This is a genomic window from Mesorhizobium sp. CA8, from assembly GCF_020164955.1.
Taxonomy (GTDB): Bacteria; Pseudomonadota; Alphaproteobacteria; order Rhizobiales; family Rhizobiaceae; genus Mesorhizobium.
Window position 1 is genome coordinate 36,257 of sequence record NZ_JAIUHG010000027.1, and the last position, 25,322, is coordinate 61,578.

The 25,322-nt window shown below is 64.9% G+C and carries 16 protein-coding genes and 1 pseudogene; 6 read left to right on the forward strand and 11 right to left on the reverse strand.

All coding sequences use genetic code 11. From position 1 onward, the window contains the following. Positions 1 to 112: 112 nt before the first annotated feature. The 3 genes and pseudogenes from LB553_RS24645 to LB553_RS24655 all read right to left on the reverse strand — a co-directional run bounded on the left by LB553_RS24645 (position 113) and on the right by LB553_RS24655 (position 3,535). On the reverse strand, positions 113 to 2,188 hold the full coding sequence (locus LB553_RS24645; RefSeq protein WP_224516989.1) for a 3-hydroxyacyl-CoA dehydrogenase NAD-binding domain-containing protein: 2,076 nt from the start codon (positions 2,186 to 2,188) through the stop codon (positions 113 to 115). A 103-nt stretch (positions 2,189 to 2,291) separates the two neighbouring features. Next, a pseudogene (locus LB553_RS24650) lies at positions 2,292 to 2,881 on the reverse strand (hypothetical protein). 45 nt (positions 2,882 to 2,926) lie between these two features. After that, positions 2,927 to 3,535 (reverse strand): TetR/AcrR family transcriptional regulator, encoded by a 609-nt coding sequence (locus LB553_RS24655; protein WP_224516991.1) that lies wholly within the window; start codon positions 3,533 to 3,535, stop codon positions 2,927 to 2,929. Positions 3,536 to 3,613: 78 nt separating this feature from the next. On the opposite strand from LB553_RS24655, the gene LB553_RS24660 reads away from it, so the two are divergent. Together LB553_RS24660 and LB553_RS24665 are read left to right on the forward strand one after the other, a co-directional pair. Then, positions 3,614 to 4,897, forward strand: a complete 1,284-nt coding sequence (locus LB553_RS24660; protein WP_224516993.1) for an MFS transporter — start codon at positions 3,614 to 3,616, stop codon at positions 4,895 to 4,897. Between the two features lie 266 nt (positions 4,898 to 5,163). Next, complete coding sequence (locus LB553_RS24665; protein WP_224516994.1) at positions 5,164 to 6,738, forward strand: alkaline phosphatase D family protein; 1,575 nt, start codon at positions 5,164 to 5,166, stop codon at positions 6,736 to 6,738. A gap of 226 nt (positions 6,739 to 6,964) precedes the next feature. On the opposite strand, the gene LB553_RS24670 is transcribed toward LB553_RS24665, so the two are convergent. Continuing rightward, the gene (locus LB553_RS24670) at positions 6,965 to 7,252 is read right to left on the reverse strand and encodes a hypothetical protein (protein ID WP_224516996.1); all 288 of its coding nucleotides are present in this window, start codon (positions 7,250 to 7,252) and stop codon (positions 6,965 to 6,967) included. Positions 7,253 to 7,447: 195 nt separating this feature from the next. Here LB553_RS24670 and typA point away from each other — a divergent pair, with 195 nt between their 5' ends. Beyond that, positions 7,448 to 9,277 (forward strand): translational GTPase TypA, encoded by a 1,830-nt coding sequence (gene typA, locus LB553_RS24675; protein ID WP_224516998.1) that lies wholly within the window; start codon positions 7,448 to 7,450, stop codon positions 9,275 to 9,277. A 17-nt stretch (positions 9,278 to 9,294) separates the two neighbouring features. Here typA and LB553_RS24680 read toward each other — a convergent pair whose 3' ends face one another. Then, positions 9,295 to 9,891 carry a DUF1062 domain-containing protein gene (locus LB553_RS24680; RefSeq protein ID WP_224517001.1) on the reverse strand — a complete coding sequence of 199 codons (597 nt, stop codon included), beginning with the start codon at positions 9,889 to 9,891 and terminating at the stop codon, positions 9,295 to 9,297. A 648-nt stretch (positions 9,892 to 10,539) separates the two neighbouring features. Between LB553_RS24680 and LB553_RS24685 the strand changes: the two genes are divergently transcribed. Continuing rightward, the gene (locus LB553_RS24685) at positions 10,540 to 11,151 is read left to right on the forward strand and encodes a LysE family translocator (RefSeq protein ID WP_224517003.1); all 612 of its coding nucleotides are present in this window, start codon (positions 10,540 to 10,542) and stop codon (positions 11,149 to 11,151) included. Between the two features lie 10 nt (positions 11,152 to 11,161). On the opposite strand, the gene LB553_RS24690 is transcribed toward LB553_RS24685, so the two are convergent. Then, positions 11,162 to 11,485, reverse strand: a complete 324-nt coding sequence (locus tag LB553_RS24690) for a hypothetical protein (protein ID WP_224517005.1) — start codon at positions 11,483 to 11,485, stop codon at positions 11,162 to 11,164. Between the two features lie 241 nt (positions 11,486 to 11,726). Beyond that, positions 11,727 to 12,290: a peroxidase-related enzyme gene (locus LB553_RS24695; protein WP_224517007.1), complete on the reverse strand. Its 564-nt coding sequence runs from the start codon at positions 12,288 to 12,290 to the stop codon at positions 11,727 to 11,729. 128 nt (positions 12,291 to 12,418) lie between these two features. Between LB553_RS24695 and LB553_RS24700 the strand changes: the two genes are divergently transcribed. Together LB553_RS24700 and LB553_RS24705 are read left to right on the forward strand one after the other, a co-directional pair. Further along, the gene (locus tag LB553_RS24700) at positions 12,419 to 17,185 is read left to right on the forward strand and encodes an NAD-glutamate dehydrogenase (protein ID WP_224517009.1); all 4,767 of its coding nucleotides are present in this window, start codon (positions 12,419 to 12,421) and stop codon (positions 17,183 to 17,185) included. Positions 17,186 to 17,602: 417 nt separating this feature from the next. Next, the gene (locus tag LB553_RS24705; RefSeq protein WP_224517010.1) at positions 17,603 to 18,991 is read left to right on the forward strand and encodes an MFS transporter; all 1,389 of its coding nucleotides are present in this window, start codon (positions 17,603 to 17,605) and stop codon (positions 18,989 to 18,991) included. 238 nt (positions 18,992 to 19,229) lie between these two features. Here LB553_RS24705 and purH read toward each other — a convergent pair whose 3' ends face one another. The 4 genes from purH to htpX form a co-directional block, all read right to left on the reverse strand. Next, the gene (purH, locus tag LB553_RS24710; protein WP_224517012.1) at positions 19,230 to 20,846 is read right to left on the reverse strand and encodes a bifunctional phosphoribosylaminoimidazolecarboxamide formyltransferase/IMP cyclohydrolase; all 1,617 of its coding nucleotides are present in this window, start codon (positions 20,844 to 20,846) and stop codon (positions 19,230 to 19,232) included. A gap of 113 nt (positions 20,847 to 20,959) precedes the next feature. Then, positions 20,960 to 22,705 (reverse strand): heparinase II/III family protein, encoded by a 1,746-nt coding sequence (locus LB553_RS24715; RefSeq protein WP_412033377.1) that lies wholly within the window; start codon positions 22,703 to 22,705, stop codon positions 20,960 to 20,962. A 125-nt stretch (positions 22,706 to 22,830) separates the two neighbouring features. Beyond that, positions 22,831 to 24,210, reverse strand: a complete 1,380-nt coding sequence (locus LB553_RS24720; RefSeq protein WP_263484215.1) for an RsmB/NOP family class I SAM-dependent RNA methyltransferase — start codon at positions 24,208 to 24,210, stop codon at positions 22,831 to 22,833. Further along, a complete protein-coding gene (gene htpX / locus LB553_RS24725; protein WP_224517018.1) occupies positions 24,201 to 25,235 on the reverse strand; it encodes a zinc metalloprotease HtpX in 1,035 nt (344 codons plus the stop codon). The genes LB553_RS24720 and htpX overlap by 10 nt, the downstream gene beginning before the upstream one ends. Positions 25,236 to 25,322: the final 87 nt, after the last annotated feature.

Sequence of the window (25,322 nt, forward strand, 5' to 3'; positions counted from 1 at the left end):
GCAGAATAATCGACGGCTGTGCCATCGCTCGTTCTGCACCGTTGCATTCTTTGTCTGATGGAACGGCATGGATTCCAGGGTCTACGCTTCGCTTCGCCCTGGAATGACGAAGTTATGGGGCGCCGCCCGCACCTTCCCACGATCCCGTCTCGGCAAACCGCCTCAACGCCGGCGCCGGCTCGAAGATCGGCCGGCCGGTCTGCCGGTGCCAGTGTTCCAGCCGCTCGACGATCTTCGCCGCACCTTCAAGCCCGGCCCAGAACATCGGCCCGCCCTTGCCGATCGGGAAGCCGTAGCCATTGACCCAGACGACATCGATATCGGACGCGCGCGCGGCGATGCCTTCCTCGAGGATCCTGGCGCCCTCGTTGACCAGCGGACAGAGCGTGCGCTCGATGATCTCGTCGGCGCCGATCTCGCGCCGCGCAATTCCAAGCTCCGCCGCCTTGGCCCGGACCAGCGCCTCGACGCCCGGATCGGCAATCGGCTCACGCGAGCCGGTCTCGTAACGATACCAGCCGCGCCCGGTCTTCTGGCCGAAATGGCCCTGCTCGCACAGTGTATCGGCAATCACCGCCGCCTGGCCGCGCGCCTTGCGGTTGCGCCAGCCGATATCGAGGCCGGCGAGGTCGCCCATCTGGAACGGCCCCATCGGCCAGCCGAAACCGGTGAAGGCCTTATCGACCTGGCTTGGCGTCGCGCCTTCCAGCAACAGCGCCTCGTTCTCGGCGCCCCGCGCCGACAGCATGCGGTTGCCGACGAAACCGTGGCAGACGCCGACGACCACCGCCACCTTGCCGATGCGCCGCGCTAGTTCGGCAACTGTCGCCAGCACTTCGGGCGCGGTCCTCTCGGCGCGCACGATCTCCAGGAGCTTCATGACGTTTGCCGGCGAAAAGAAATGCATGCCGAGCACGTCCCCCGGACGCGAGGTCGAGGCGGCGATTTCGTCCACGTCGAGATAGGAGGTGTTGGTGGCGAGGATGGCGCCGGGCCTGGCGATGGCGTCGACTTTGCCGAACACCTCCTTCTTGACCGCCATGTCCTCGAACACGGCCTCGATGATCAAATCGCAATCGGCGAGGTCGGCATAGTCGGTGCTGCCCTTGAAGAGTCCGAGCCGCTTCCGCTTCGCCTCTTCGCTCAACGAGCCGCGGCTGACGGAGAAGGTATAGTTCTTCTCGATCGTCGCCAGGCCGCGCCGCAGCGCCTCCTCGCTGGTCTCGAGCAAAGTCACCGGGAGACCGCCATTGGCAAAGGCCATCGCGATGCCGCCGCCCATCATGCCGGCGCCGACGATGCCGACGCGTTCAATCCGGCGCTTCTGCAGGTCCTTGCCCGGTATCTTTGCGGCCTCGCGCTCGGCGAAAAACAAATGCCGCTGCGCCCGCGACTGATCGCTGGAAACGAGCTTCAGGAAAAGTTGCCGCTCGGCCGCAAGGGCTGCGTCGAACGGCAAGATGATCGCGTTGCGCACGGCTTCGGCGCAGGCCAGCGGCGCGTCCAGTCCGCGGGCTTTTTTGGCCAGATCGGCGGCTAGGCTGTCGAAGGATGCGAGATCGGTCCCGGCAAGGCGGTCATTGCGGTCACGCACCGGCACGAACGGCCCGCCTCGATCAGCCATTTCGCGGGCGAAACGAACCGCCTCTGTCAATAGATCGCCCTCGACAACCGCATCGGCAAGACCGGCGGCCTTTGCCTCACCGGCCGAGACCGGCGTGCCCGAGACGACCATGCCGAGCGCTTTCGCGGCGCCGACCAAGCGTGGCAAACGCACGGTCCCGCCGCCGCCCGGCAACAGGCCAAGCTTTACCTCCGGCAGGCCTAGCTTGGCGCCGGCGTCCGCGACGCGAAAATGGCAGCCGAGCGCCAGCTCCAGCCCGCCGCCCAGCGCCGTGCCGTGGATGGCGGCGACCGTCGGTTTGGCGATGGTTTCCAGCAGGGCGATGATGGCACGCAGTTCCGGCAGCTCGACCGGCTTGCCGAATTCGGTGATGTCGGCGCCGGCGACAAAGGTGCGTCCGGCGCAGGCGATAACGATAGCCCTGGCAGCCGGATCGTCGCGCAAAGCGGTGAGCGCCTCGTAAAGCGGCCTGCGGACATGAAAACTCAGCGCATTAACCGGCGGATTGTCGATGGTGACCACCGCCACGCCGTTCTCGTTCGCAACGCTAACAGAGCTGGACAAGCGGAACCTCCCAAGACCGGCTGCAATCGGAACACGGGTTTACTTGGCAAGTCGGCCGATGGAAACCCGATCCGGCGCTGGCCTAATGTTTGGCTAGGCTCCGCTAGTTATCAACTCTCCCGAAGGCCGGCACGTCGCCGATCACTTCGCGCTTGTCCTTGCCGCAGGTGAAGGTTTTCGCCTTCTCGTCGGCGAGCTTGCGCGCCTGTCATTGGCCTGCGCATTGCCGGTGGCTAAGACCAGGCCGATCGTGCAGCCTCGGTGTTCTTCCGGCTGCGCCACCTTGGCGACGACGAGCACCTCGGTCGATTTCTTCTCGTCCTCGGGATTGCTGACCGAGCGACGGTGGATGGCGGCGAAGGGGATGGCGACGTCGCCATTGGTCTCGATGCGCCATTCCACCTTCGGGCCGGAGCCGTTGAAGGCGGTGAAGCTCTCCCAGACCGCGGTCATGTCCTCGGACGGAAAGCCGTAATAGACAGATTCCCGCGCATCGTCGTAGCCGATCAGCACCGGGTAGCCGCGGTAGCCCAAGCAGGCGAGGCTCGCCCAGTCGCCCTCCCCTTCCGCGGCCTGCGCATAGGTCACGCAGTCCTTCTTCCAGTCGAGATCGGTATAGGCGCTGGAGATGGCGCCGGCCTGGGCCGCCTGGCAGAAGCCGGCGAGGGCAAGCGGGATCAGAAGAGCACGCATTACTGGCAACTCCATTTCGAGTTGCCGGAAGCGTAACGCGGCCTGTTATTTCTTCAAGCTGGCTTCGATCAAGAGATCGGCGTTGCGGGCGACCGCCGCCGCCGGTCCGCCAACGCCAAACAGCTGGCCGCTGATATAGGCGCCCTCGATGAGCAGCAGCAGGCCATCGCCCAGCGTGTCGGGATCGGCGGCACCCATCGCGGCGGCCATGGCGCGCAGGCGCCGGCGCAGTTCCATTTTGTTATTCTCGCTCACCACCCGCGCGGGATGGCCGCGCTCGGGATATTCCACCGCAGCGTTGGTCATGCCGCAGCCGCGATAATCGGGCTTTTGCGTGCGTTTGCCGACGCGGGTCAGAAAAGCGATGATCTGGGCGCGCGGGTCGCCCGGATGCGCGTCGACGGCTTCGTCGAAGCGCTCCCAGAATTCGAGGTCGTATTTGCGCAGATAAGAGGCGGCAAGCTCGTCCTTGGAGGGGAAGCTGCGGTACAGGCTCGGCTTGGTCACGCCGGCGCGCTTGACGATCTCGTCGACGCCGATCGCCCTGATGCCTTCGCGATAAAAAAGGTCGCGCGCCACGTCCAGGATCTTGTCCGCCGCTCTGGGAGCAGGGCTATCGCTCACGGACGCTTCAATTTTATTGTCGGATGGCATTCAAACAACTCGCTTGACAATGTTACTGACCGGTACGTATGTATGGCCTAACTCCATTGCAACGTACCGGTCAGTAACATGATAATCCAGTCCCGTCCGTTTGGCCAGCGCTACGCCTTCGTTGTCGTTGCCGTCATTTTCCTGTGCCTGCTGATCGCCGCCGGGCTTCGCTCTGCGCCGTCGGTGATGATGGTGCCGCTGGAGGAAAGCTTCGGCTGGCGTCGCGACGTGACGTCCTGGGCCGCCAGCGTCGGCATCCTGCTTTACGGCTTGACCGGACCGTTCGCCGCCGCGCTGATGGAACGCATCGGGCTGCGCCGTACGCTGCTTGGCGCGCTGCTGGTGATGTCGGGATCGACCGCGCTCAGCCTGTTCATGACTGAGCCCTGGCATCTTTTCCTCACCTGGGGCGTGTTTTCCGGCGTCGGTTCGGGCGCGGTGGCGAGCGTGCTGGGCGCCACCATCGTCAATCGCTGGTTCAAGACCAATCGCGGCCTGATGATGGGCCTGATGTCGGCCTCCAGCGCCACCGGCATGCTGGTGTTCCTGCCGGTGATCGCCTCGCTGGCGCAAAGCGGCGGCTGGAAGCCTGTCGCGACCGCCGTGGCGCTGGCCACCGCCGCGCTGATCCCATTCGTCCTCCTGCTGGTGCCGGAACGCCCGGCTTCGATCGGCCAGGTTCGCTACGGCGCCGATGCGAATGACGTGCCGCCGGTGTCGCCGGCATCGCAGGGCAATTTCCTGGCGCATACGCTGAACACGCTGCGCCGCGCGGCGGGCACACGGGTCTTCTGGTATCTGTTTGCCACCTTCTTCGTCTGCGGCTTCACCACCAATGGTCTCGTCGGCACGCATCTCATCGCCTTCTGCGGCGATATGGGCATTGGCGAGGTGCAGGCAGCCGGGCTGTTGTCGATGATGGGCATTTTCGACCTGATCGGCACCACGCTGTCCGGCTGGCTCACCGACCGTTTCGATCCGCGCAAGCTCCTCGGCGTCTATTACGCCGTGCGTGGGCTGTCGCTGATCTACCTGCCCTATTCCGGCTTCTCCGCGACCAGCCTGATCATCTTCGCCGTGCTCTACGGGCTCGACTGGATCGCCACCGTGCCGCCGACGCTGCGGCTGGCCAATGAGGCTTTCGGCGACCGCAGCGGGCCGATCGTGTTCGGCTGGATCGTCGCCGGACACCAGATCGGCGCCGCGGCCGCCGCCGCCTTCGGCGGGACGATGCGCGAGCTGCAGGGCGATTACGAGCTGGCCTTTCTGATCGCCGGCATGACGGGCATCGCGGCGGCGTGTATCTCGCTCTTGATCAACACCGACAGGCCGGCGTTCGAGCCGGAGCCGCAGGTGGCTTGAGCACCGCTAATCTCCCTCCTTGAGGGGAAGATGGCCGCGAAGCGGTCAGAGGGGTCGTCTCACATAGATCACCGACGATGTCTGTGTCACCGAGCGCGTTGCCGCTCCACGCCAGGCGACCCCTCTGTCGCCTTTGGCGACATCTCCCCTCGAGGGGGAGAAGATATCCTGTTCACTGTTATCAAAACTTCATGGTTCCGAGACACGCCTGAAACATTCAGGCGAGAGCTTGGCGGTCCCGTTCAAAGCCCCATCCGGAGACAGCCATGAACAAGATCTTACTGACCCGCCGCGCTTTCGTCACCTCGGCCAGCGCCTTTGGCCTTGTCGGCGCCTCCGGTCTTGCGCTGCCTTATTATTCCCGCGCCAATCAGCGCCCGGCCTTCACGCATGGCGTCCAGTCCGGCGACGTCGACGCCACGTCGGGCATGGTGTGGACCCGCACCGATCGCCCGGCGCGCGTGATGTATGAAGTCTCGACCACCGAAAGCTTCGCCAATGCCACAAGGCTGGCCGCGCTCGATACCTTGCCGGCCAGCGACTACACGGCGAAGCGGCTGCTCACCGATCTCGCCTCCGACCAGGACATCTTCTACCGCATGACTGCTGCCGATCTTTCCGACATCAATGCCGTGTCCGAGCCGATCGTCGGCCGCTTCCGCACGGCGCCGTCCTCGAAGCGCGATGTGCGCTTCGCCTGGGCGGGCGACACCGCCGGCCAGGGCTGGGGCATCGACGAGACCGGCATGAAGACCTATTCGACCATCGCCAAGCACACGCCGGATTTCTTCCTGCATTCCGGCGACACGATCTATGCCGACGGCGCCTTGAAGGATGAAGTCGACCTGCCCGGCGGCGGCAAGTGGAAGAACGTCGTCATGATCGACGGCAAGCGGAAGGTCGCCGAGACGCTGGACGAGTACCGCGACCAGTGGAAATACAACATGATGGACAAGCATGTGCTTGCCCTCTCGGCGATCTGCCCGACCTTCTACCAGTGGGACGACCATGAGGTGCTCAACAACTGGTCGGACTCGAAGGACCTGACCGCCGACGACCGCTACAAGGAAAAGTCGATCCATGTGCTGGCGGCCAGGGCCGCGCGCGCCTTCCATGAGATGACGACCATCCGCTACGAGCCGTCGGAGCCGAGCCGCGTCTACCGCAAGGTCTCGCATGGGCCGCTGCTCGACGTGTTCTTCCTCGACATGCGCTCCTATCGCGGCCCGAACGGCCCCGACATGGAAGAGACGCTGACGCCGAAGTCGCGCATGATCGGCGAGGAGCAGTCCAAGTGGCTGAAGCGGGAGCTGGCAAATTCCAAGGCAACGTGGAAGGTCATCGCCGCCGACATGCCGCTTGGCCTGGTCGTCTGGAACGACGCGGCGAAGAAGGCCGGTGCCGAGGCTGTCGCCAACGGCGACAATGGCGCGCCGAAAGGCCGCGAGCTCGAATTCGCCGATGTGCTTCGCTTCATCAAGAATGCCGGCATCACCAACACGGTGTGGCTCACCGCCGACGTCCACTACACCGCGGCGCATTACTACAATCCCGACAGGGCGCAGTTCCAGGATTTCAATCCGTTCTGGGAATTCGTCTCCGGCCCGATCCACGCCGGCACCTTCGGCCCCAACGATCTCGACATGACTTTTGGGCCGGAGCTGAAGTTCATCAAGGCGCCGACCGCCGAACAGGGCCAGAACCTGCCGCCGTCGGCCGGCCTGCAGTTCTTCGGTCTGGTGGATATTTCAGGCGCGACGGAGCAGCTCACGGTGCGGCTGATGGATCGCGACGACAACGAGCTTTACAAGGTTACGCTCGATCCGGTGCGGTCGGCTTAGGCTGCGTTGATATTCAGGTGATGCCGGCCTGCGAACAATGGTTTCCTGCGCTTCCGGTGCTCACGTACTTTAAGTACGCTCCGCTCCGGTTCTCGGAAACCACCGTTCTCGGCTCGGCCTAACCTGAATCTCAACACACCCTGAGCCCAGCAGCCGCTCGATCTAATGCCGCGACGTCAAAGCGCCGTGGCAGTCCAGAACTGAACTCGGAATGCCGTGAAGGGTGTCAATCCGGATAGCAAGCCGTGGGAATTTTCGGCCAGACTGCGGTGTCGCAGTTGGCATCCTTCTGGCGCTGCTTGAACGCGGCGCTGACCGGGCCGGTGACGATCGGGTCGACGCCGTCGGGGGCGTCGGCGAACATCTGCTGCGCGGTCCTGGCGTCGGGCGGCGCTATCGGGTCGGCTTCCCTGAGGGCTGCCGCCGACTGCGCCGCGCCCGCCGCGACGAGCACGCCAAGCGCTGCCCACGCGAAAACCGGACGCAATCTGGACATCTGATCGGTCATGAACATCGAACTGCCCGGCCCCTCAAAGGTTCCGCCTTGGTTAACGGAATCATTTCACACCAAGACGTTTAAGAATCAGTGACCATGTATTTGGGGTCCGGCCTCCCCTTTCGCAATTGCGAAAAACCTTGTATGAGCCGCGCAACCGAAAAAGGCGGCGCTTTTGGGCCTGCTGCCTGCAACATTCCCGAGACCAGACACATGAACCTCCGCAATATCGCGATCATCGCGCACGTCGACCATGGCAAAACCACGCTTGTCGACCAACTCCTGAAACAGTCCGGCGCCTTCCGCGACAACCAGCGCGTCGCCGAGCGCGCCATGGATTCCAACGACCTCGAAAAAGAGCGCGGCATCACCATCCTGGCCAAGGCGACCTCGGTCGACTGGCACGGCACCCGCATCAACATCGTCGACACGCCCGGACACGCCGATTTCGGCGGCGAGGTCGAGCGCATCCTGTCGATGGTGGATTCGGCGATCGTGCTCGTCGACGCCGCCGAAGGCCCGATGCCGCAGACCAAATTCGTCGTCGGCAAGGCGCTCAAGGTCGGCCTGCGCCCCATCGTCGTCATCAACAAGATCGACCGTCCGGACGCCCGTCATATCGAGGTGGTCAACGAGGTGTTCGACCTCTTCGCCGCGCTCGACGCCACCGACGAGCAGCTCGATTTCCCGATCCTCTACGGTTCGGGCCGCGACGGCTGGGTCTCTGAAAATCCGGAAGGCCCGAAAGACCAGGGTCTCGCCCCGCTATTCGATCTCGTCGTCAAGCACGTGCCGGCGCCGACGGTGCATCCCGGCCCGTTCCGCATGATCGGCACCATCCTCGAGGCCAACCCGTTCCTCGGCCGCATCATCACCGGCCGCATCGAGTCCGGCACGCTGAAGGCCAACCAGGCTGTCAAGGTGCTGCACCATGACGGCACGCAGATCGAGACAGGCCGCATCTCGAAGATCCTCGCCTTCCGCGGCCTCGAGCGCCAGCCGATCGAGGAAGCCCAGGCGGGCGACATCGTGGCCATCGCCGGCCTGTCGAAGGGCACGGTGGCCGACACCTTCTGCGATCCGGCGGTGAGCGAGCCGCTGCATGCGCAGCCGATCGACCCGCCGACCGTGACCATGTCCTTCCTGGTCAATGACTCGCCGCTTGCCGGCACCGAGGGCGACAAGGTGACCAGCCGCGTCATCCGCGACCGCCTGCTGCGCGAGGCCGAGGGCAATGTCGCGTTGAAGATCGAGGAATCGGCCGAAAAGGATTCCTTCTTCGTCTCCGGCCGCGGCGAATTGCAGCTCGCGGTGCTGATCGAGACGATGCGCCGCGAAGGTTTTGAGCTCGCCGTGTCGCGTCCGCGCGTCGTCATGCAGAAGGGCGACGACGGCCAGCTGCTGGAGCCCGTCGAGGAAGTCGTCATCGACGTCGACGAGGAGCATGCCGGCGTCGTCGTGCAGAAGATGTCGGAGCGAAAGGCCGAGATGGTCGAGCTGCGCCCGTCCGGCGGCAACCGCCAGCGCCTGGTCTTCCACGCCCCCACACGCGGCCTGATCGGCTACCAGTCGGAGCTGTTGACCGACACGCGCGGCACCGCCGTGATGAACCGCCTGTTCTTCGCCTATGAGCCCTATAAGGGCGAGCTGCCCGGCCGCACCAATGGCGTGCTGATCTCCAACGAGCAGGGCGAGTCGGTCGCTTACGCCATGTGGAACCTCGAAGACCGCGGCCCGATGATCATCGATCCGGGTGTCAAGGTCTATCAGGGCATGATCATCGGCATCCACAGCCGTGACAACGACCTCGAAGTGAACGTGCTCAAGGGCAAGAAGCTCACCAACATCCGAGCCGCCGGCAAGGACGAAGCGGTGAAGCTGACCCCGCCGATCCGCATGACGCTGGAGCGGGCGCTTGCCTGGATTCAGGACGACGAGCTGGTCGAGGTGACGCCGAAGACCATCCGTCTGCGCAAGCTCTATCTCGACCCGAACGAGCGCAAGCGCTTCGAGAAGGCGTCCAAGGTGATGGGCGCGGCGTAAGGTTTTCAGCCAAGGGCTCAAAAGAGGGAGCGGTCGGCCAGATCGATGCGCACGGCCAAGCCGTTGCGAAGCGGTTTCCGCAACGCCTTAGCGCCGTCCGGTTCGAAGGTCAGCCGCCTTCGGTTATCCAGAGCCTGAAGCCTTGACCGCGAGAGGCCGAGCTCGCCGGCAAGCAGGCGGTCCAGCCGCAAAGGCGTCGTGCCCTCGAGCCGAAGCTCGAGCTCGAGCGCGGTCGCGCGTCCCGGCTCGCCGTCCAGAAGCTCCTTTCGGGCCGTGACGCCGGGAGATTCCTCGATCCGGCCAGCCCGGCCGCGCAGCATCGCGCCATCGAAGGCGTGGCGGCGGACAAGGTCTGGATCGTTGCTTTCAAGCGCGGCGAGCAGCGCCGGCTCGATGTCGCGGCGGTTTCGCCGTTCCAGGATGGCGAAATTCCAGGAATTGTCGCAGTCGACGCAGCGATAGATCAGCCAGACGTCAATGCGCTTGCCATTGGCATTGACGCGGAATTTCCCGCAGCACTGATAAGGCTTGAGGCCGCCGCAGCGATTGCAATTGATGAGAGGTCGAGGCGCGATTGCGGGCGCAATCGTCCAGCGGATACATAGGGTAGACATGCCGGTAGGCCCTTCCCGTCGGGAAGTCCGTCAGGCCGGCGATGTCCGAGATGCCCCTCATGGGCCACGGCGTGGCGAAGACTGTGTGTTGAAGGTCAGGCGTCGGCGCGGATTGCACGCGACGGCGGCTCAGCAATGCCAAACCGGTCTCGAACCGCCGCCTGAAGAACACGTGAAATGGAGCAGGCGCCAATGACTGGGCCTGCGGTGCACTCAGAGGAGTTGGCGAGACCGGCGGTTACTGAGGCAAAGCGATGCTCGAAAATGGGTGTCGGGATGGGTCTTCTAGCGGGAGGGCGACGAAGGGGCAAGTGCCCTCGGCCGGACTCGGCTCAACGCCAGTTCTCGGGCGCTGGCGCTGCCCCCTCTCCGTCCGCTGCGCGGACACCTCTCCCCCATTTCATGGGGGGCGAGGAAACGCCAACCGCCAATGTCGCGACCTGGGAAAGCTTGGGTTCCTCGTGGGGGAGAGGTGGCTCGGCCTAGCCGAGACGGAGAGGGGGAGCACCGTGTGCGATTGCCCTGCCCTTTCCACGAAAGCATGCCGCGGCTAGATGCGGGCGGCGCCGGCATCAGCGATTGACCATCTTTGCCAATGCTGCTTCCGCTGGTTAGTATGGCAGCCAATCCCAGTCCAAGAGGTTCGCCATGCATCTCGCCTCGCTGCTGATCTTCGCCGCTGCACTGTTCGTCGCCGCCGGATCGCCTGGCCCGTCGATCGCAGCACTGGTGGCGCGGGTGATCTCGAAGGGGTTCCGCGACGTCTTCCCCTTCCTGCTGGCGATGTGGATCGGCGAGGCCATCTGGCTGTCGCTGGCGGTGTTCGGGCTCGCCGTCGTGGCGCAGACCTTTCATTACGCCTTCGTCGTCGTGAAATGGGTGGGTGTCGCCTACCTTGCTTATCTCGCTTTCAAGATGTGGACGGCGCCGGTCGAGGCCAATGAAGGCGAGATGCCGCGCGAGGACTCGCCCGTGAAACTGTTCTTTGCCGGCATGGCGGTGACGCTCGGCAACCCCAAGATCATGATGTTTTATCTGGCGCTGCTGCCGACCATCGTCGATCTTGCCTCGGTCAGCGTTGTCGGCTGGGTCGAGCTGACGCTGACCATGGCTATCGTGCTGGTGGTCATCGACCTTGCCTGGGTGCTGGCCGCTTCGCAGGCGCGCCGGCTCTTGAAGAGCAAGCGCGCCATGAAGATCGCCAACCGCATCAGCGCCACGACGATGGCGGGCGCGGCCGCGGCAATCGCCGCGCGATAGAGCGCCGGCCTCACATCATTTCAATGATCGGCGCGACCTCGACGCTGAAGCCAGGGTCCATCAGGATCGGGCAGTCCTTGGCTTTGGCGACGGCATCGTCGATGTCCCTGGCTTCAACGATTGTGTAGCCGGCAGTCGGATTGCTGCCGCCATTGTTCTCGATCTTGCCGCTGGGCAGCACCGTCTTCGACATGCCGACCGGATTGCCGCCGTCGACCACGGCCGAGCCGAGTCTGTCGTACCAGCCGGTCCAGGCATCCATAGCCGCTTTGCGTTCGGCGTCATCGGTCGGCATCTTGCCGGAGCCGTGATAGACATAAAGAAATTTCGCCATGTTCACCTCCCTTGTCGGCGGCGTCGAACCGGCATGCGGCAACGCCGCTTGCGATATGCAGCGGTGCTGCGATCCGATATGCAGCGGTGCTGCGATCGTTGATGTGCGGCTTTGCCGCAATCCGATATGCAGCGATGCTGCAATCGTTGATATGCGGCTTGTGCCGCAGTCCTGATCATCGGACCAAACAGCGCCGCGGGCAATGAAAAATTCGAGATCGCTAATGTAAAGTCCGCGGCCTCTATCTTGCCATGGCGTGATATTCGGGGTTCGGCCGCATATCGACTGCGGCGGCCACCCGGTTCGACATGTTGAAGAAGGCGGCGGTCGAGGCGATGTCCCAGATGTCGCGGTCGGAGAAGCCGGCCTGGCGCAAGGCGGCACGGTCGGCTTCGACGATCCTGGCCGGCTCTTCGGTCAGCTTAACGGCGAATTCGAGCATGGCGCGCTGGCGGTCCGACAGATCGGCGGCCCGGAAATTCATCACCATCATCTCGCCAAGCGCCGGCTCACCCGACAGCTGACGCACCGCCGCGCCATGCGCGGTCAGGCAGTAGAAGCAGTGATTGATCGAGGAGACGACCACGGCGATCATCTCGCGCTCCAGCTTCGACAAGCCGGACTCGCCCAGCATCAGGTCGTTATACATATCGGTGAAGGCGCGCAGCTTCTTCTCGTCGAAGGCGTAGGCGAGAAGCACGTTGGGCACGAGGCCGAGCTTCTCCCGACATTTGTCGAAATAGGCTTTCGTCGCCTCGCTGAGTTCCGCCTGGACAAGGTCAAGCGCGGTGATTTTGCCGGTCATCTGGTTTCTCCTCGCGAGTCGATGGCGTCGGTTCGAATTTTTTAAAGCGTCGTCAAACCTTTGTCGCCAAACAGCGCTCATCTGGCTACCATAGTCGCAAAAGCATATAGCGGGAGGGACTAAGCGTCATGGCCAGCGTGAAATCCAAGCCGAGGAAGAAAGCCGCCGCGAAAGCGGAGGAGAAACCCGCAAGGCTTTCCGACTATCTGCTGGCGCGGGCGCCTGCCGAGGACATCGCGGCCTATGACGTGACCGACCTGGAGCGCGCCGGCGAGCTCGCCGGCCGAGCGGTCTCCAGCCACAGGAAAGGCGACAGCGTCGTCGCCGTCGAAGCCGATTCAGGCGTTGCCTGCGACGGCCGGCCGGTCACGGTCATAACCGTCGTCAACGACAACATGCCGTTCCTGTTCGATTCCATCCTCGGCGAGATCACCGAGACAAGCGGTGAGCCGACCCTGGTCACCCATCCGATCGTCACCGTCCGCCACGGCAAGACCGGTGTGGTCGAGGTGCTTGGCGAAGGCGGCAAGGAGGATGACGACCGGCTGAGCGTCGTCCATGTGCATATTCCGCGGCTGACCGCCGACCAGGCGAAAAACCTCGCCGAGCGGCTGCGCAAGGTGCTTTCCCAGGTCCGCGCCGCCGTCGTCGACTGGAAGCGCATGCTTGCCCGTCTCGACCAGGCGATTTCCGAATTCCGCTATATGGCGGTGCCGCTCGACAAGAAGAGCGTCGCCGAGGCGATCGCCTTTCTCGAATGGCTGCGCGACGACAATTTCACCTTCCTCGGCATGCGCGAGTTCAAGTATATCGGCGGCGAGGAGAGCGGTAATCTTGAGCGCGCCGAGAAGCCCGGCCTCGGCATCCTGTCCGATCCCGACGTGCTGGTGCTGAGGCGCGGCACCGAGGCGGTGACGACGACGCCCGAAATTCGCGCCTTCCTGCACGGGCCGGAGCCGCTGATCGTCACCAAGGCCAACGCCAAGTCGTCGGTGCATCGCCGCACCTATCTCGATTACATCGGCATCAAGACCTACACGGCGAAAGGCGCGCTGGCGGGCGAGTTGCGCATCGTCGGCCTGTTCACCTCCACCGCCTACACGCGCTCGGTGATGAAGATCCCCTATCTGCGCTCGAAGGCCGAGGCCGTCATTTCGAAATCCGGCTTCGATCCGCACGATCATTCCGGCAAGGCGCTGATCAACATCCTGGAAAGCTATCCGCGCGACGAGCTGTTCCAGGTCTCCGTTCCCATCCTGCGCAAGCATGCCAGCGCCATTCTTGGGCTCATCGAGCGGCCGCGGGTGCGGGCGCTGGTGCGCGTCGATCAGTTCGATCGCTTCGTCTCGGTCATCGTCTTCGTGCCGCGCGACCGCTATGACAGCGTCGTGCGCGAGAAGGTCGGCACCTATCTGAAAACCGTGTTCGAGGGCCGGCTGTCGGCCTATTACCCGGCCTTCCCGGAAGGCGGACTGGCGCGGGTGCATTTCATCATCGGCCGTTCCGGCGGCAAGACACCGAAGGTCGAGCAGTCGACGATCGAGGCGGCGATCCGCGACATCGTGCGCACCTGGGAGGACGCCTTGTCCGAAGCCGCGGAGGCGGCCGGCAGCGATCCAGGCTTAAAGGCGATCGCGGCGCGTTTTCCAGAGAGTTATCGCGATAGCTTCTCGGCCGCGGTGGCGCTGGCCGATGCCGGGCGCATCGCGAAGATCAGCGCCGACAATCCGATCGCCATCGATTATTATCGCCATGCCGACCAGAAGCCGCATCAGGCGGCTTTGAAGATCTACCATTTCGGCAGCCCGGTGGCGCTGTCTCGGCGCGTGCCGGTGCTGGAAAATATCGGCTTCCGCGTCATCAGCGAGCGCACTTTCGAGGTCGCCGACGCCGGTTCCGGCAAGGTCTTCATCCACGACATGGAGCTGGAGAACAGCTACGGGAAGCCGATCGATCTTACGGATGGCGGCGCGCTGTTCGAGGACGCCTTCCTGTCGGTCTGGCGCGGCGATGTCGACAATGACGGCTATAACGGCCTGGCGCAGACGGCCGGCCTGTGGTCCGGCGAGATCACCATCCTGCGCGCCTATGGCCGCTACCTGCAGCAGGCCGGCATTCCGCAGAGCCAGGATTTCATCGCCGCCGCGCTCAACCGCTACCCGGAGATCGCGCGCGGCCTGCACGCGCTGTTCGTCGCCCGGCTCGGACCGACGGCGGAAGGCGACGGCGTGGTCGCGGCCAAGCACCTCAAGGCCAAGATCAAGGATGCGCTGGAGGAGGTGCCCAATATCGACGACGACACCATCATCCGCCGCTATCTCAACCTCGTAGAAGCCTCGCTGCGCACCAATCATTTCGTAGCCGATACGAAAGCGAAAGGGCAGTCGCTGGCGATCAAGCTCGACTCGCAGGCGATCGAAGGCCTGCCGGCGCCGCGGCCATGGCGCGAGATCTTCGTCTACGGCTCCGAGGTCGAGGGCGTGCATCTGCGCTTCGGCCCGGTGGCGCGCGGCGGCCTGCGCTGGTCGGATCGCGCCCAGGACTACCGCACCGAGGTGCTTGGGTTGGTCAAGGCGCAGCAGGTCAAGAACGCGGTTATCGTGCCGGTCGGCGCCAAGGGCGGCTTCTATCCGAAGAAGCTGCCGATGAGCGCCGGGCGCGACGCCATCTTCGAAGCCGGCACCTCGGCCTACAAGAACTTCGTCTCCAGCCTGCTTTCGATCACCGACAATATCGGCGTCGACGGCGTCATCCCGCCGGCGGGCGTGGTGCGGCGCGACCAGGACGATCCCTATTTCGTCGTTGCCGCCGACAAGGGCACGGCGACCTTTTCCGACATCGCCAACGCGATTTCCGAGAAGCATCACTTCTGGCTGGACGACGCCTTCGCCAGCGGCGGCTCGGCCGGCTACGACCATAAGAAGATGGGCATCACCGCCAAGGGCGCCTGGGAAGCGGTGAAGCGGCATTTCCGCGAGATGAATCGCGACATCCAGACCTCGCCCTTCACCGTCGTCGGCGTCGGTGACATGTCGGGCGACGTGTTCGGCAACGGCATGCTGTTGTCTCCGGCCACGAGGCTGATCGCCGCCTTCGACCATCGCGACATCTTCATCGATCCCGATCCGGACATGGCCGCCTCGATGGCCGAACGCCAGCGCATGTTTGCGCTGCCGCGCTCGTCCTGGCAGGACTATAACAAGTCGAAGCTGTCGCAAGGCGGCATCATCGTCTCGCGCAACCAGAAATCGATCACGCTGCCGCAAGCGGCGGCCGCCGCGATCGGGTTGTCCAAGACCACGGCGACGCCGGTCGAGATCATGAACGCCATCCTCAAGGCGCCGGTCGATCTTCTGTGGTTCGGCGGCATCGGCACCTATGTGCGGGCTTCCGGCGAAAGCAATCAGGATGTCGGCGACCGCGCCAATGATGCCATCCGCGTCACCGCGCTCGATGTCCGGGCGAAGGTCATCGGCGAGGGCGCCAATCTTGGCGTCACGCAGCGGGCGCGCATCGAGTTCGGCATGAATGGCGGCCGCTGCAACTCCGACGCCATCGACAATTCGGGCGGCGTCAACTGTTCCGACGTCGAGGTCAACATTAAGATCGCGCTGGCGTCAGCCATGCGCAAAGGATCGCTGACCAGGCCGGCGCGCAACAAGCTGCTCGCCGAAATGACCGACGAGGTCAGCGCGCTGGTGCTCGCCAACAACTACCAGCAGACGCTGGCACTATCGCTGGCGCGCAAGCGCGGGCTCGCCGACATAGCGCACCAGGCGCGCTTCATGACGGCGCTGGAAGCGCGCGGCCTGCTCGACCGCGCGGTCGAGACGCTGCCTTCGCCGGCGGCGCTCGCCGAACGGGAGGCGCGCGGCGAGCCGCTGACCAGGGCCGAGCTCGGCGTGCTGCTCGCCTATGCCAAGATCGTGCTGTTTTCCGACATCGTCGCCAGCGACGTGCCGGACGATCAGCATTTCGACCGCGACCTGATGGGCTATTTCCCGGAACGCATGGCCAAGAAATTTGCCGGCGAGATCCACGACCACAGGCTGCGCCGCGAGATCATCGCGCGCGTCGTCGCCAACGACCTGGTCAATCGCGGCGGCCCGTCCTTCGTCAACCGGCTGCAGGAATCGACCGGCCGCACGGCTGCCGATGTCGTGCGCACCTTCGCCGTGGTCCGCGACGGCTTCACGCTGCCGGCGCTCTACAAGGAAATCGACGCGCTCGACAACCAGATTGACGGCCAGGTCCAGCTCGATCTCTATCAGGCGGTTAGCCGGCTCATCTTCATGACCAGCGGCTGGTATCTGAAGAACGAAGCGGGCTCCGCGCCGCTCGGGCAGCGCATCGCCGAATTGCAGGAAGCCCGCAAGGCGCTTGAACCGAAGCTTCTCTCGCTGCTGCCGGCCTTCTCGCGCGAGCGCATCGAGGAGCGGCGGCACGGCCTGTTCAAGGGCGGCGCGCCGGAAAAGCTCGCCGGGCAGCTCGCTCTGACCGAGGTGGCCGAGTTGATCCCGGATGTCGCGCTCACCGCACGCACCGCCAGTGCCGACATCGTCAGCGCGGCCAAGGCCTTCTTCGCCGTCAGCGACGCCTTCCGCATCCCACGCGTCGAGGAAGCCGCGCGTTCGATCATGCCGGCGGATTATTACGACCAGCTGGCGCTGTCGCGCGCGACCGACACGATCGGCGTGGCGCGTCGCGGCATCGCGGTAGCGGCGCTCACCGGTTACGGCACGGCGGCGGATCCGGTCGCGGCCTGGCTCGAAGCCGGCGGCGAGCGCGTCGCCCGCATCCGCGAACGGCTGCAGGCGCTGACCGAAGGCGGCGACATCACCGTGTCGCGGCTGTCGGTGGCATCCGGCCTGATGAGCGACCTGACGGGGATGTGAAGTTCCTCGCGCCCCTGCCAAAGCGGCTGGCCTTTGGCGATAGGTGCATGGCAGCTTGGCGCATGTATTGCCTATGCTGCACTGGTCGACCCCCACTCCGTCTCGGCTTCGCCGAGCCACCTCTCCCCCGATCGACGGGGGAGAGGAAAGGCGCCAAGCTTTTTGCCGTCACTCGTCCAGCAAGGCTCCCTTCCTTTCCCTCCGGAGGGGGGAAACGTGGCGCTGCGAAGCAGCGACGGATTGGGGAACCACGTGGCAATCAAGCCTCGGCCTGATCAGTCGCGCCAGTCACAGAAGATGTCTGCATAGCGTAGCCCACTCGTGGGGCGGGGAATTGGCCCCATGCTTGTTCATTTGCATCGCTGCTTGAAAACATGCAGACATGCGCCCGACGCGAGCGATGCCAGGGGAATCAGCATGGCGGCAGTAGAGACAGTGCAGCGGTCATCGGGGCGCGGCATCTGGGGCTGGATGTTCTTCGACTGGGCGGCGCAGCCTTTCTTCACCGTCGTCACCACCTTCATCTTCGGGCCCTATTTCGTCTCGCGCATGGCGAGCGACCCGACCGCCGGGCAGGCCGCCTGGGGCTACGGCATTGCCGCCGCCGGACTGGTCATCGCGGTGCTGTCGCCGGTGCTCGGCTCGATCGCCGACCAGACCGGGCCGCGCAAGCCGTGGATCGCGTTTTTCGCGACGATGAAGATCGTCAGCCTCAGCCTGTTGTGGTTCGCGGCACCGGGTTCGAACCTGTTCCTGGTCGTGCTGTTGTTCTCGCTGGCCTCGGTGGCGGCCGAATTCTCGACCGTGTTCAACGATTCCATGATGCCGCGGCTGGTGCCGAAGGAAGAGATCGGCCGGATTTCCAACGTCGCCTGGGGGCTCGGCTATCTCGGCGGCATGGTGGCGCTGATCTTCGTGGTGCTGTTCCTGGCCGGCAATCTCGAAACGGGCAAGACGCTCATCGGCCTCGACCCGCTGTTCGGGCTCGATCCGAAACTCGGCGAAGACGCGCGCTTCACCGGGCCGATGTCGGCCGGCTGGTATTTCCTGTTCATCCTGCCGATGTTCTTCTTCACGCCCGACGCCATCAAAGGAATCCCGATCGGTCCGGCGGTGCGCGAGGGTCTGTCCGAGTTGAAGTCGACGCTTGCCGAAGTGCGCCAACGCAGCGGCATCCTGCGCTTCCTCCTGGCCCGCATGGTCTATCAGGACGGCGTCAATGCGCTGCTCGCGCTCGGCGGCACGTTCGCAGCCGGCATGTTCCACTGGTCGATCACCGAGATCGGCATGTTCGGCATCATCCTCAACGTCGTCGCCATCTTCGGCTGTTGGATCGCGGCGCGGCTCGATACCGCGCTCGGCTCCAAGGCCGTGGTGATGATCGCGCTGGTGATGCTGTCGGTCGCCACGATCGGCGTCGTCTCGACCGGGCCTGGCTTCACGCTGCTCGGCCTGATCGCGCTGTCGACCGCCGATTCCGGCGGCCTGTTCGGTACCGCGGCCGAGAAAGCCTATATCCTCTACGGCCTGCTGATCGGGCTTGCCTTCGGTCCCGTGCAGGCTTCGTCGCGATCCTATATGGCGCGCAGCGTGACCGCCGCCGAGTCCGGCCGCTATTTCGGCATCTATGCGCTGGCCGGCCGGGCAACCAGCTTCCTGGCGCCATTCATGGTGGCGACCATTACCACCATGAGCGATTCACCACGGCTCGGTATGGCGGCGATCATCCTGTTCCTGGGCATCGGCATGGCGATCCTGGCGGGGATACCCTATCCGGCGGATAAGCCGAAGGAGATGCTTCGATAATTCTACTCCGCTAGAGCGCTTCACCGTTTCACGGAAACGGCGAACCGCTCTATCTCTTTGTTTTTACGCAATTCCGGACGGAAAACCGCTCACACTTTTCCTGGAATTGCTCTAGCCACTTGCCGCGGTTTTCTGCGCTTCCGGTGCTCACGGACCCGAATGTCCGCTCCGCTCCGGTTCTCGAAACGCACCAATCGACTCAGCGGAGCGAATTCTTGAAGCATCTCCGCCTCGAGCATCAATGCCTGAAATGTCTTACCTCGGTGAACACCATGGCGATGCCGTGCTCGTCGGCGGCGGCGATTACGTCGTCGTCGCGCATCGAGCCGCCGGGCTGGAACACCGCGGTGGCGCCGGCCTCGATGGCCGACAATAGCCCATCGGCGAAGGGGAAGAAGGCGTCCGAGGCGACGACCGAACCTTTGGTCAGCGGCTCGGCGAGGCCCGCAGCTTCAGCTGCGTCCAGCGCCTTGCGGGCGGCGATGCGCGAGGAATCGACGCGGCTCATCTGGCCGGCGCCGATGCCGACCGTCGCCCCGTCCTTCGCATAGACGATGGCGTTGGACTTGACGTGCTTGGCGACACGGAAGGCGAATTTGAGGTCGGCCATCTCAGCCGGTGTCGGCGCGCGCTTCGTCACCACTTTCAGCTCGAGGTCGTCGACCACGACATTGTCGCGGCCTTGCACCAGCAGCCCGCCGGCGACGGATTTCACCGTCGTGCCGGCGGCGCGCGGATCGGGCAGGCCGCCGGTGACCAGCAGGCGCAAATTCTTCTTCGCAGCGACGATCGCGGCGGCCTCGTCGGTGGCGTCGGGCGCGATGATGACCTCGGTGAAGGTCTTGACGATTTCCTCCGCCGCCTCGGCATCGAGGATGCGGTTCATGGCGACGATGCCGCCGAAGGCCGAGACCGGGTCGCAGGCCAACGCCTTGGCGTAGGCCGCCTTCAGCGATGAGCCCTCGGCAACGCCGCAGGGGTTGGCATGCTTGATGATGGCGACCGCCGCCGAGCGCGCCGGATCGAACTCGCCGACCAACTCGAAAGCGGCGTCGGTGTCGTTGATGTTGTTGTAGGAGAGCTGTTTGCCCTGCAACTGCGTTGCCGTTGCCACGCCCGGCCGCCTGTCGCCCGACAGGTAGAAGCCTGCGCCCTGATGCGGGTTCTCGCCATAGCGCATCACCTGGTCGAGCCGGCCACCGAACGCGCGCCATGTCGGGTGCTCGATCTCCAGCGCCTCGGCGAACCAGCCGGAGATCGCCGCATCATAGGTGGCGGTGCGGGCGAAGGCCTTCGCCGCCAGCATCTTGCGGAAGTCGAGCGAGAGCGAGCCGAGATTCATCTCCAGCGCGTTGACGACGGAGGCATAGTCGACCGGGTCGGTGACGATGGCGACATAGGCGTGGTTCTTGGCCGAGGCGCGGATCATCGCCGGGCCGCCGATGTCGATGTTCTCGACGATCGAGGCATAGCCGGCGCCGGAGCGGCGGACCTCCTCGAACGGATAGAGATTGCAGACGACGAGGTCGATCGGCTCGATGTTGTGGTCGTGCATGGCCTTGGCATGGTCAGGATCGTCGCGGATGCCGAGCAGCGCGCCATGCACCGACGGATGCAAGGTCTTCACCCGCCCATCCATGATCTCGGGAAAGCCGGTGAGCTCGGAGACGTCGCGGACCACCAGGCCCGCCCCGGCGAGGGCCTTTGCCGTGCCGCCCGTCGAAACCAGCTCGACGCCGGCCGCGGCGAGCGCCCTGGCGAAGTCGATCAGGCCGGTCTTGTCGAAGACGGAAAGCAGCGCGCGGCGCACCGGAACGAGGTCGGGCGCCGGAATGTTTTTTGTGGGCACGGCCATGACGGGCGGCCTTTCAGAGCTGTTGGAAGGGGATGCTGGCCGGCCCTAGCATATGAGGCCCGGAAATCAAGTGAGTCTCGGAAATCAAGCACGCAGCTGGGTTTGTCCGAAATTCAGTTGTTCTCGGGATGGCCGGCGATATCGGTGCGGGTCAGTTGCCAGTGGACCTCGGCAATTTCCGAGGCCTTGAAGGCGAGCACGATCTGCCGGCTGCGGCGTGGGCCGCCCAATCCGGCGAAGTAGATCGATTCCTCGACCTCCGGCGCCACCTCGGCACAAGTGAAGACCCAGCTGTCGCCCTGGGCGGCGGCAAGAGTGAGCCGGTCGTGGTCGTCCTGCAGCAGGCCGATATCGGGGTGGACATGAAAACGCACCGTGACGAAGTCGCGGCCGTTGTTGCGGATCGCCGCATTGCCCGGGCGCAGGAAACGGTCGCGGCCGGCGAGCACGTTGCCGTTCGTGGTCAGCTTCAGCTCGCGCTCATGCAGGAAGCCGAATTGCTGGACATAGCCGTCATGGCGGGCGACGAAGCCGTGCACGCCCTTCTGGTCGAGGCGTTTGCAGGGCACATGCTGCGGGCCGCCGATCAGCGGCGAACCCAAAAGATCGCTGACGCGCAGCGAGTGGCTGAAGCGCGCTGAGGAGGTGTCGTTGATAGTGGCAGTCGAATGCGCGGCGGTGGCGCGGGCGAGCGGGCGGAATTCCGGGGCGCCGTAGGTGTCGATGCCGGCATTGACGATGAAGTGGTGGCGGCCGGAGGAGAGTTCGAAGGCGAGACAGCCGGCATGTGCTGCGTTGGAGACCTCGACCGGCGGCGGCAGGCCGGTGTCGGCGATCACCGTCACACCACCCATCGACAGACGCTCGTAGCCGGAATGCGGCGCATGCAGCAGCGGTGCGCCCGCCGTGTCGTCATGGCGCATGATGGTGGCGATGCGGTCGTGGATGGTAGCGCCCATGCCGTTGAAGCGGGCGAGGCTGCCGTTCTGGTGACGGAAGAAACGCAGCGCCGGCAGCATGCGGTCGATGGCGCCGATCAGCGCCGACGGCGGCGCCTCGGCCTGGTTGGCATAGGTCTGGCGCAGCGGCAGGAGATCGGCCAGCAGTTCCAGCACCGCCATCGGGTTGCGCGAGATGTGGCCGCCATCAGGCAGGATCTGGCGGTCGAGCTCCTCGGCCAGATTGCGCGTCGCGGCGCGCAGCGCCGAGGCCGGCGCCGGCAGCGATAGCGCCGCGAAGGCGAGCGCGATACGGGCGCGCAGCCTGCCTTCGCCATCCGGCATTTCGCGTGCCATCGAACGCAGGTAACGGATCTGCACGGCGAGCGATTTGAGGAAGGCGCGATAGAAGGGAAATTCGGCGCCTTGCAGCACCACCGTGGAATGCTGCAGCCAGGCGATGACGCGCTTGGCCGTCGTTCCGGGCTCCCAGGCGATGCCCGAAATCTGGTTGCCGTGCATGGCGATCCAGTCGGTCACGAGCGCCCTGGCATTGGCCGCGGCAAGCTCGGTGCCGGTGGCGCGCATGTGGCGCAGCCAGCGAAAGCCGTGCAGCGATTTCTGCCAGCCGCGATTGGGCACGTCGACCTGGAAGGGCGACCTGCCGCCAGTCTCGACCAGATGGCCGGACAGCGGGTAGCGGCCGTAATAGATCTCCAGCGCGATCTGCGGATCGGCAAGCCGCAGGTCAGGCGGGGCGATCAGGACGCGTTCGGGCGTGCGGCCGGAATAGCGCCAGCGATAGATCGGCCCGGCGCGGAGGCGCTGGCGCGTTTTGCGCCAGAACTCCCTCGCGACAAGCGTCCAAAGACGCGTCGTGCTGCCGGCAACAAGTGCCAATAGCCCTCCTGATGTCCCCATAACCCAAGCACAAGCTTATGCGATTCAAGAACTTATGCGAAGGCGGATTTCGTCGAAGTGAACCGCTTAACGCCGCCTTGCCCGTGCCGTCCCTAAAAAAGTCAGCAAGTTTTATTAGATAACCTTCAATCGGTCCGTCTCATCCGCGCGGCAAAGAAGCCGTCCAGGCCTGAAATCCCGGGCGATTCCAGCGCGAGATCGGCCGGCGTGGTGCGCAATGTCCCATCCGACGTCAGGAATGGATCGAGGCCGGCAAATTCGCCGGTCCGGATCGGATCGGCGGCGACGCCGGGCTTGCCGGCGAGGAAGGCGCGACAAAGCTCCTCCCCCTCGATCGGGTCGAGCGAGCAGTTGGAGAACACGATCCGTCCTCCGGACCTGACGAGGCCGACAGCATGCGCAAGCAGCCGGCGCTGGAGATCGGCGAGCTTTTCGACATCCGCCATGGTCTTGGTCCAGGGCACGTCGGGGTGGCGGCGCACCGTGCCGGTCGAGGAGCAGGGCGCATCGAGCAGCACGGCGTCGAACAAGTGCCCCGGCCGGTAATCCAGGAGGTCGGCCTGGACGAGATCGGCCGTCAGACCGAGACGGTCGAGATTCTGCTTGAGCCGCGCCAGCCGGTTCTTCGAGGCGTCGACAGCGGTGACCTGCGCGCCGGCCAGGATAAGCTGCGCCGTCTTGCCGCCGGGCGCGGCGCACAGATCGGCAACGCGCTGGCCCCTGATGTCGCCGAACAGGCGAGCCGGAAGGCTTGCGGCGGCATCCTGCACCCACCAGGCGCCGTCTGTGAAACCGGGAAGGTCGGCGACATTGGCGGCGAGTTTTTCGACACGCACCGTGCCGGTCGGCAGCACGATACCGCCCAGCCGCTCGGCCCAGAGCGTGGGGTCGGCCTTGACCGTGAAATCGACCGCCGCCTCGTGGCGATGCGCGGCAAGGATGGCGCGCGCCTTGTCCGCTCCGCAGGCGGCAGTCAGCCGCTCCGAAAACCATTGCGGCGCCTCGTTGGTGGCGGCAAGCGCCGGGGCAAGCTCGGCCTCCTTGGCGCGGGCCAGCGAGCGCAGCACACCGTTGACGAGGCCTGAAAAGCGCAGCGTTCGCGGATCGGACTTGGCGTGGGTTACGGCAAGGTCGACGGCGGCGCTGTCGGGAACATCGAGGAACAGGATCTGCGCGGCGGCGACATGGAGGATATGCGAGAGCGCCGTGGCGTTGGGCGGCAGCGGCTTTTCCAGGCGCTTCGACAGCAACCCGGCAATGGTCATGCGGTGGCGCAGCGCGGTCACCAGGATGGCGCGCACCAGCGCGCGGTCGCGGCTGTCCAGCGCCTTGTATTGCGGATGGCCGTGCTCGTTGTCGCTCAACCCGTCCAGCGGCGTGCGTGCGTCGATGACGGCGGCAAGCAGCCGCGCCGCTGCCTTGCGCGCGGCAAGGCCGGCTATCTCGTCACCGGCATTGCGTTCCGGATAGGCTGAATGTCCGCGCCTCGGCGGCGTCACGACCAGGGCCCCTTCGAGCGGACATTGCGCGGTCCGGTCGGGTTGCGGCCCCAGGGATTGGGCTTTGGCGGCGGCGGTTCGGCCTCCGAGACCGGGTCTGCCGGCTTACCCCATGGCCCCGCTGATGGCTCCTCGGGCTGGATGGGTGGCGGAGAAGCCGCGCGCCGACTAGCCGGCGCGGCGCCGGCCATCGCGCGCGCCATCTCCTGCAGCGCCGCAATGCGGTTCTCCGTGCTCGGATGGGTCGAGAACAGATTGTCCATGCGCTCGCCATGCAGGGGGTTGATGATGAAAAGATGCGCCATCGCCGGATTGCGCTCGGCATCCTCATTGGGGATCTGTTCGGCGCCGCGCGCGATCTTGTTGAGCGCCGAGGCCAGCCATAGCGGGTGGCCGCAGATTTCGGCGCCGCGCCGGTCGGCCTCGTATTCGCGGGTGCGGCTCACCGCCATCTGCACGATCATGGCGGCAAGAGGCGCGACCAGCATGGCCACCAGCACGCCGACAAAGCCGAACGGATTGTTGTTCTCCCGGCTGCCGCCGAAGAAGAAGGCGAAATTGCCGAGCATCGAGATGGCGCCGGCAAGCGTCGCCACGATCGTCATGGTCAGCGTGTCGCGATGCTGCACATGGGCAAGCTCATGCGCCATCACCGCCGCGACTTCTTCATGCGAGAGCCGCTCGAGCAGGCCGGTGGACGCCGCAACGGCAGCATTTTCGGGATTGCGGCCGGTGGCGAAGGCGTTGGGCTGCGGGTTGTCGATCAGATAGGTCTTCGGCATCGGCAGGCCGGCCTGCTTGGCCAGCGCCTGGACGATCGCGTAATATTCGGGCGCATTCTTCTCGTCGACCTCTACGGCGTGGTTCATCGACAGCACCATCTTGTCGGCGTTCCAATAGCTGAACAGATTGGTGCCGGCGGCGATCAAAAGCGCGATGATCATGCCACCCGAGCCGCCGATCAGATAGCCGACGCCCATGAACAGCGCCGTCATGGCGGCAAGAAGCATGGCGGTGCGAAGCGTGTTCATCGTTTCATCCGTCTGACGTTGTGGCGAATAAGGGTCGATCCTTCTCGTATCATGGCTATATGATGGGAGGCGCCGGTCTTCGTTTCA